Annotated in this window: 6 protein-coding genes; 3 read left to right on the top strand and 3 right to left on the bottom strand. The window is 61.8% G+C overall.

Annotated elements, in window-relative coordinates:
• Positions 1-43 precede the first annotated feature (43 nt).
• Positions 44-1,390 carry a class II 3-deoxy-7-phosphoheptulonate synthase gene (locus DCO47_RS24760; protein WP_116659129.1) on the bottom strand — a complete coding sequence of 449 codons (1,347 nt, stop codon included), beginning with the start codon at positions 1,388-1,390 and terminating at the stop codon, positions 44-46.
• A 151-nt stretch (positions 1,391-1,541) separates the two neighbouring features.
• Between DCO47_RS24760 and DCO47_RS24755 the strand changes: the two genes are divergently transcribed.
• The gene (locus DCO47_RS24755) at positions 1,542-2,297 is read left to right on the top strand and encodes a spermidine synthase (protein ID WP_042607880.1); all 756 of its coding nucleotides are present in this window, start codon (positions 1,542-1,544) and stop codon (positions 2,295-2,297) included.
• A gap of 111 nt (positions 2,298-2,408) precedes the next feature.
• On the opposite strand, the gene DCO47_RS24750 is transcribed toward DCO47_RS24755, so the two are convergent.
• Positions 2,409-3,200, bottom strand: coding sequence for a crotonase/enoyl-CoA hydratase family protein (locus tag DCO47_RS24750; protein ID WP_083354295.1), 792 nt, complete (start codon positions 3,198-3,200; stop codon positions 2,409-2,411).
• 420 nt (positions 3,201-3,620) lie between these two features.
• On the opposite strand from DCO47_RS24750, the gene DCO47_RS24745 reads away from it, so the two are divergent.
• On the top strand, positions 3,621-5,294 hold the full coding sequence (locus DCO47_RS24745; RefSeq protein ID WP_042607879.1) for a DEAD/DEAH box helicase: 1,674 nt from the start codon (positions 3,621-3,623) through the stop codon (positions 5,292-5,294).
• 106 nt (positions 5,295-5,400) lie between these two features.
• Here DCO47_RS24745 and DCO47_RS24740 read toward each other — a convergent pair whose 3' ends face one another.
• Complete coding sequence (locus tag DCO47_RS24740) at positions 5,401-6,168, bottom strand: class III extradiol ring-cleavage dioxygenase (protein WP_042607878.1); 768 nt, start codon at positions 6,166-6,168, stop codon at positions 5,401-5,403.
• 103 nt (positions 6,169-6,271) lie between these two features.
• Between DCO47_RS24740 and DCO47_RS24735 the strand changes: the two genes are divergently transcribed.
• A complete protein-coding gene (locus DCO47_RS24735; RefSeq protein ID WP_065616894.1) occupies positions 6,272-6,928 on the top strand; it encodes a thiopurine S-methyltransferase in 657 nt (218 codons plus the stop codon).
• The last annotated feature ends 65 nt before the right edge of the window (positions 6,929-6,993 follow it).

The raw sequence follows: 6,993 nt of genomic DNA, 5'->3' as shown, positions 1-6,993 counted from the left end.
TCAAAAGATCGCAGCCTTCGGCAGCTCCTACACGGGATCCGGTTTAGCGCCGGACCTGCTTCAACGTCTCGGCAATCAGAAACGCTAATTCCAGCGACTGGTCGGCATTCATCCGTGGATCACAATGGGTGTGATAACGATCGGACAAGCCATCCTCGGTAATCGGCCGCGCGCCGCCAATGCACTCGGTGACGTTCTGTCCGGTCATCTCGATGTGGATGCCGCCGGCATAACTGCCTTCCGCTTCGTGCACCTGGAAGAACTGCTTCACTTCGCCAAGGATCTGCGCGAAGTCGCGGGTCTTGTAGCCGCTGCTGGCCTTGATGGTGTTGCCGTGCATCGGATCGGAGCTCCACAGCACGTGCTTGCCTTCGCGCTGCACCGCGCGGACCAGTGCCGGCAGGTGATCGCCAACCTTGTTTGCGCCCATCCGCGCGATCAGGTTCAGACGGCCCGGATCGTTGTCGGGATTGAGCACGTCGATCAGGCGGATCAGGTCATCGGGGTTCATGCTCGGACCCACTTTGACCCCGATCGGGTTGTTCACCCCGCGCAGGAATTCGACGTGCGCGCCGTCGAGCTGGCGGGTGCGGTCGCCGATCCACAGCATGTGCGCCGAGCAATCGTAGTAATCGTTGGTCAGGCTGTCGCGGCGCACGAAGGCTTCTTCGTAGTTCAGCAGCAACGCTTCGTGGGCGGTGAAGAAACTGGTTTCGCGCAGTTGCGGCGAGCTGTCCATGCCGCAGGCGCGCATGAATGCCAGGGTTTCATCGATGCGGTCGGCGAGGTGGGCGTACTTCTCGGCCAGCGCCGAGTTGGCGATGAAATCCAGGTTCCACTTGTGCACTTGATGCAGGTCGGCAAAACCGCCCTGAGCGAAAGCGCGCAACAGGTTCAGGGTCGCCGTGGACTGATGGTAGGACTGCAGCAGACGTTCCGGATCCGGCACGCGGCTCTTTTCGTCGAAGCCGATACCGTTGACGATGTCGCCACGGTAGGCCGGCAAAGTCACCCCGCCGATGGTTTCGTCGTTGGCCGAACGCGGCTTGGCGAACTGACCGGCCATGCGCCCGACCTTGACCACCGGGCAGCCGGCGGCGAAGGTCATGACGATTGCCATTTGCAGCAACACTTTAAAGGTGTCGCGGATCTTCGCTGCGGAGAACTCGGCGAAGCTTTCCGCGCAATCGCCGCCCTGCAACAGAAACGCCCGGCCCTGTGTGACTTCGGCGAACTGACGGCGCAGCTCGCGCGCTTCGCCGGCGAACACCAGCGGCGGATAACTGGCCAGCGTTTGCTCGACCTGGCGCAGGTGCGCGGCGTCGGGGTATTGCGGTTGTTGCTGGATCGGCAGGGCGCGCCAGCTGTCAGGGCTCCACGGTTGGCTCATCACGGTCTCGAAGTTCGTACGCAGGGGAGCGCCATGTTAGCAGCAATTAGTGCGTGACCTGTTCCCGCCCCATCGCCGACAATCGCCGCTTTGCCACGGTGCCACAGCGGCGCCATCGCGTCACCGCGCCTGGTGACCATCAGGAGACGAAATGACTGAGGAGCGCGTCGAGCATCTGCTCGCCGAAGTACAGGATGAGTTCGGCGTGATTCGCGTGCTGGAAGTGGCCGATTACCGCTTTCTCGAATTCGGCGATGCGATCGAGCAGAGTTGCGTGTTCACCGCTGACCCGAGCTGGCTGGAGTATGACTACACCCGTGCGATGCTGATCGGCGCGCTGTGTCACGAGCAACCTGAGAGCGCGCTGTTTCTTGGGTTGGGAGCGGGCACGCTGACCCAGGCCTGTCTCAAGTTTCTGCCGCTGGAAGACGTCGAAGCCATCGAACTGCGCCCGGACGTGCCGCGTCTGGCCATCGAGTACCTCGGTCTGGATGACGATCCGCGTCTGTACATCCGCGTCGGCGATGCGCTTGAGCTGCTGCCCACTGCCGAGCCGGCGGATCTGATTTTCGTCGACCTGTACACCGATGTCGGGCCCGGGGTCGGGCATCTGGCCTGGAGCTTTCTCGGCGATTGCCAGAAGCGCCTGAATCCGGGCGGCTGGCTGGTGATCAACCAGTGGGCCACCGACGATGGTAAACCACTGGGCGCGGCGTTGTTGCGCGGCCTTTATCACCGGCATTACTGGGAGCTGCCGGTGAAGGAGGGCAACGTGATTCTGATCGTCCCGGCGGACCTCGATCAGACGCTGGATCTGCAGGCGCTGACCCAACGGGCCGAAGCGCTGGCGCCACAGCTGGGGTATTCGTTGCAGTCGTTGATCAAGGCGATTCGCCCGGCGACCTGAAACGAGGGCCGTGCCGGCCCTATCGCGAGCAGGCTCACTCCTACAGGGGATTGCATTTCAAATGTAGGAGTGAGCCTGCTCGCGATGTCGCCTCGAGAGGCGCCAGACTTCTCAAACTCCTTTGAAGATCCCTGGCCGCCGCTCCACCAGCGACCGCACCCCCTCCCGGGCGTCTTCAGTAGCAAGCAACTTTTTCACCAGCGCCGGTAACGCCTGCGCCGCGGCCGTCTCACCCTCATAGCGCGCCTTTCGCGCCGACATCAACGTCGCCTGCACGCCCAGCGGCGCCTGCCGGGCAATCCGTTCGGCCAGCTCGATCGCCCGCGGCATCAGGTCTTCGCTGGCCATCACTTCCTGCACCAGGCCCAGATGCAACGCCTCGTGGGCATCAAACTCATCGCCCGTGAGCAACCAGCGCATCGCATTGCCCCAGCCGGCGATCTGCTGGAAACGCAAAGTCGCCCCGCCAAACGGAAAGATCCCGCGCTGCACTTCCATCTGCGCGAAGCGGGTGTTGCTCGCGCACAGGTTGATGTCTGCCGCCAGCATCAACTCGATGCCAATGGTCAGGCAGTAACCTTGCGCGGCGACGATCACCGGTTTGCTCACCCGGGGCCCGACGAAAACACCCCAGGGATCGCAACCGCCGGTCGGAACCTGCCAGCCTTCGGCCAGTGCGGCACTGGCATTGACCAGATCGAGCCCGGCGGTGAAGTGCTCGCCGTGGCCGAACACGACGGCCACCCGCGCTTCGCGGTCGGCTTCGAACTCGCCGTAAGCCAGGCTCAGCTCATTGAGCAGATCGAGGTCGAAGGCATTGCGCTTGGCCGCCCGATCAAGGCCGATCAGGTACACGTGACCACGACTTTCTCGGCTGACGCGGCCGGCGCAGGGCTGATTCATGAAGAATTCCTCGAGCAGGATGGACGGGTGCGCGGCGCTTTGCCGCAGGTCGGTGAACCGTTTAAGCGTCATCACCCGCAGGGCCGGGCCTTTGCAAAATAGACCGTTGCACGATTATCCGCAAAAGCCCGTTACACGGCGGTGACACACGGGTTGTGGCGATAAAAAAAGCTCCCTTTTTGGGCAAAATCCGGTATAGTGCGCGCCGGCCTTTAACCGGGCCGCGTTTAGGTAGCGCAATTTCCCGAAGTCAGCTTCGGCTGCACGTCCGCACTGCGGGCTCTTCCTTGACGATTCATCTTCATTCATTCGTTTTCGCAAATCCCCGCCGACAAAGCTGCCAGGGCGACTCTTGAGTCTCAACACGGCATGCGCAGCTTTGGAGCATGGGTCTTTGCGGATGCACTTAGAGGCAGACCCATGACCCAGGAAACCGGCGGATTCGCCGCTTTTAATCTCAACCCGAATATTCTTGCAGCCGTCGCAGCGACCGGCTACGAGGAGCCTTCGGCGATTCAGCAGCAATCGATCCCGATCATCATGGCCGGGCAGGACATGATTGGCCAGGCGCAAACCGGTACCGGTAAAACCGCCGCGTTCGCACTGCCTATTCTGCACCGCATCGATCCTGCCAAGCGCGAACCGCAAGCCCTGATCCTGGCGCCAACCCGAGAGTTGGCGCTGCAAGTAGCAACCGCTTTTGAAACCTACGCCAAGCAAATGCCAGGCGTTACGGTCGTGGCCGTTTACGGCGGCGCGCCGATGGGCCCGCAACTCAAGGCAATCCGTAATGGCGCACAGATCGTTGTCGCCACTCCGGGTCGTCTGTGCGACCACCTGCGTCGCGACGAGAAAGTCCTGTCGACCGTGAACCATCTGGTTCTCGACGAAGCCGACGAAATGTTGAAGCTGGGCTTCATGGATGACCTGGAAGTCATCTTCAAGGCTCTGCCAGCGACCCGTCAGACCGTTTTGTTCTCGGCGACCCTGCCGCAGTCGATCCGCGCCATTGCCGAACGCCACCTGCGCGATCCGCAACACGTCAAGATCCAGACCAAGACCCAGACTGTTACCGCGATCGAACAGGCTCACCTGTTGGTTCACGCTGACCAGAAAACCTCGGCCGTGCTCAGCCTGCTGGAAGTCGAAGACTTCGACGCACTGATCATGTTCGTGCGCACCAAGCAGGCCACCCTGGACCTGGCCAGCGCCCTCGACGCCAAAGGCTACAAAGCCGCCGCGCTGAACGGTGATATCGCCCAGAACCAGCGTGAGCGCGTCATCGACTCGCTGAAAGATGGCCGTCTGGACATCGTTGTGGCGACCGACGTTGCTGCCCGTGGTCTCGACGTTCCGCGTATCACTCACGTGTTCAACGTTGACATGCCGTACGACCCGGAATCCTACGTGCACCGTATCGGTCGTACCGGCCGTGCGGGTCGCGAAGGTCGTGCCCTGCTGCTGGTGACTCCACGTGAGCGCCGCATGCTGCAAGTGATCGAGCGTGTAACCGGTCAGAAGGTTGCCGAAGTGCGTCTGCCGGACGCTCAGGCTGTGCTCGATGCCCGCATCAAGAAACTGACCAACAGCCTGTCGCCGCTGGTCGCTGATGCCGAATCGACTCACGGTGAGCTGCTCGATCGCCTGACCGCCGACATCGGTTGCACCCCGCGTGCACTGGCCGCTGCGCTGCTGCGCAAGGCTACCAACGGTCAAGCGCTGAACCTGGCGGCGATCGAGAAGGAACGTCCACTGGTGCCGAACAACGCACCGCGTGGCGACCGTCCTGAGCGTTCCGGCGATCGTCCGGACCGTGGTGATCGCGAGCGTCGCGCGCCAATGCCGTTGGGCGAAGGCCGTGCTCGTTGCCGTACCGCGCTGGGTGCGCGTGACGGTATCGCTGCGAAAAACCTGTTGGGCGCCATCCTCAACGAAGGCGGTCTGGCCCGTGAAGCGATCGGTCGCATCCAGGTGCGTGACAGCTTCAGCCTCGTCGAGCTGCCGGAAGAAGGTCTGGAAAAACTCCTGACCAAACTGAAGGACACTCGCGTTGCTGGCAAGCAGTTGAAGCTGCGTCGCTATCGCGAAGATTGATCCGCCTCTGGGCTGATTGATCGCAGATAAAAAATCCCCGACTGGTTCGGGGATTTTTTTTGCCTGTGTTTTGGCGTCTGTGGGAGCGAGCCTGCTCGCGAAGGCCTCAACCGAAGCGATAAATATCCATACCCAACGCGCCCATCGTAAAACCCTGATGCGCCACGCTGAAAATCCCGCCAGCACCGCGAGCAAAGAACAACGGCAACAAATGCTCTTCACTCGGGTGGCTGCGCACGGCGCTCGGTGCCTGCTGGCGATAATCATGCAGCGCCGCCTCATCGTCGGCGGCAAGCCTGGCGATCATCCAGTCACGGAAATCCCGCGCCCACGGCTCAATGCTTTCCGGCCCGGCGTGCCAGTCCAGTTCGCGCAGGTTGTGGGTGATGCTGCCGGAGCCGATCAACAGAACGCCTTGCTCGCGCAGGCTCGCCAGAGCACGGCCAACTCGCGTCTGCAGTGCCGGGCCGCCGCGACTCGGCAGCGAGACTTGCACCACCGGAATATCGGCCTGCGGATACATCAGCGACAACGGCACCCAGACGCCATGATCGAACGGTCGTTGCGGATCGAGGCGCGACGGCAGGTCATTGGTGTTGAGAAGCTCAGCCACTTCGGCTGCCAACTGCGGATTGCCCGGCGCCGGATATTGCACTTCGAACAACGCTCGCGGAAAGCCGCCGAAGTCGTGCCAGGTCTCCGGGTGCGGATGGCTGCCGACCAGCAGTTCGTGGCTTTCCCAGTGTGCCGAGACGATGACGATGGCTTTGGGGCGCGGCAGTTCGGCGGCCAGTCGCGCCAGTGCCGGGCCGCTGGCACCGGGTTCCAGTGCCAGCATCGGTGAACCGTGGGAGATAAACAGGCTGGGCAACATGGGCGGACTCCTCAGCGTTAAGATGAGCCATCTTCAGTCAGGTCATCGATCTGAATCCAATATAAGTTTCTGCGGTTTTTCATCGGTTTTTCGGGAGTGATCCATGCAGCCTGAGTTTTGGTACAAGAAATGGGATTCGAACCAGATCGGCTTTCACCAGCCCGAGGCCAACCCGTATTTGCAGCGCTACTGGGCGGATCTGGCGATTGCACCGTCGGCGCGTGTGCTGGTGCCGCTGTGCGGGAAGAGTCTGGATCTGCTCTGGCTTGCCGGGCAGGGGCATCAGGTGCTTGGGGTTGAGCTCGCGGAAAGGGCTGTCGAGGATTTTTTCGTTGAGCACAAGCTTGAGCCGCAGATCAGCGAGCAGGGCGCGTTCAAGGTTTATCGAAGTGATGCCGTCGAACTTTGGTGCGGGGATTTTTTCGCGCTGAAGGCGGAGGATGTCGCGGGTTGCACTGCGTTGTATGACCGCGCCGCGTTGATTGCCCTACCGGAAGCGATGCGCGAGCGCTACGCGACGCACCTGCAGCAGTTGCTGGCGCAGGGGATGAAAGGGTTGGTGATTACCCTGGATTACGATCAGACGCAGATCCCGGGGCCGCCGTTTGCGGTGAGCGATGGTGAAGTGCAGCGGTTGCTGGGCCAGGGTTGGCAGGTGGAGAGGCTGGAAGAGCGGGATATTCTGGCTGAGAGCCCCAAGTTTCTGCAGGGCGGGGCTGAGTGGTTGGTGGAGCGGGTTTATCGGGTTTCTTCCAGATAGTTTTTTGTTAACAGTCCGGCGTCTTCGCGAGCAGGCTCGCTCCCACAGGGGAATGCATTCCAAAG

Origin of the sequence: Pseudomonas sp. NDM (assembly GCF_003105095.1) — a bacterium.
Taxonomy (GTDB): Bacteria; Pseudomonadota; Gammaproteobacteria; order Pseudomonadales; family Pseudomonadaceae; genus Aquipseudomonas; species Aquipseudomonas moraviensis_A.
This window is presented reverse-complemented; position numbering and strand designations above follow the sequence as displayed.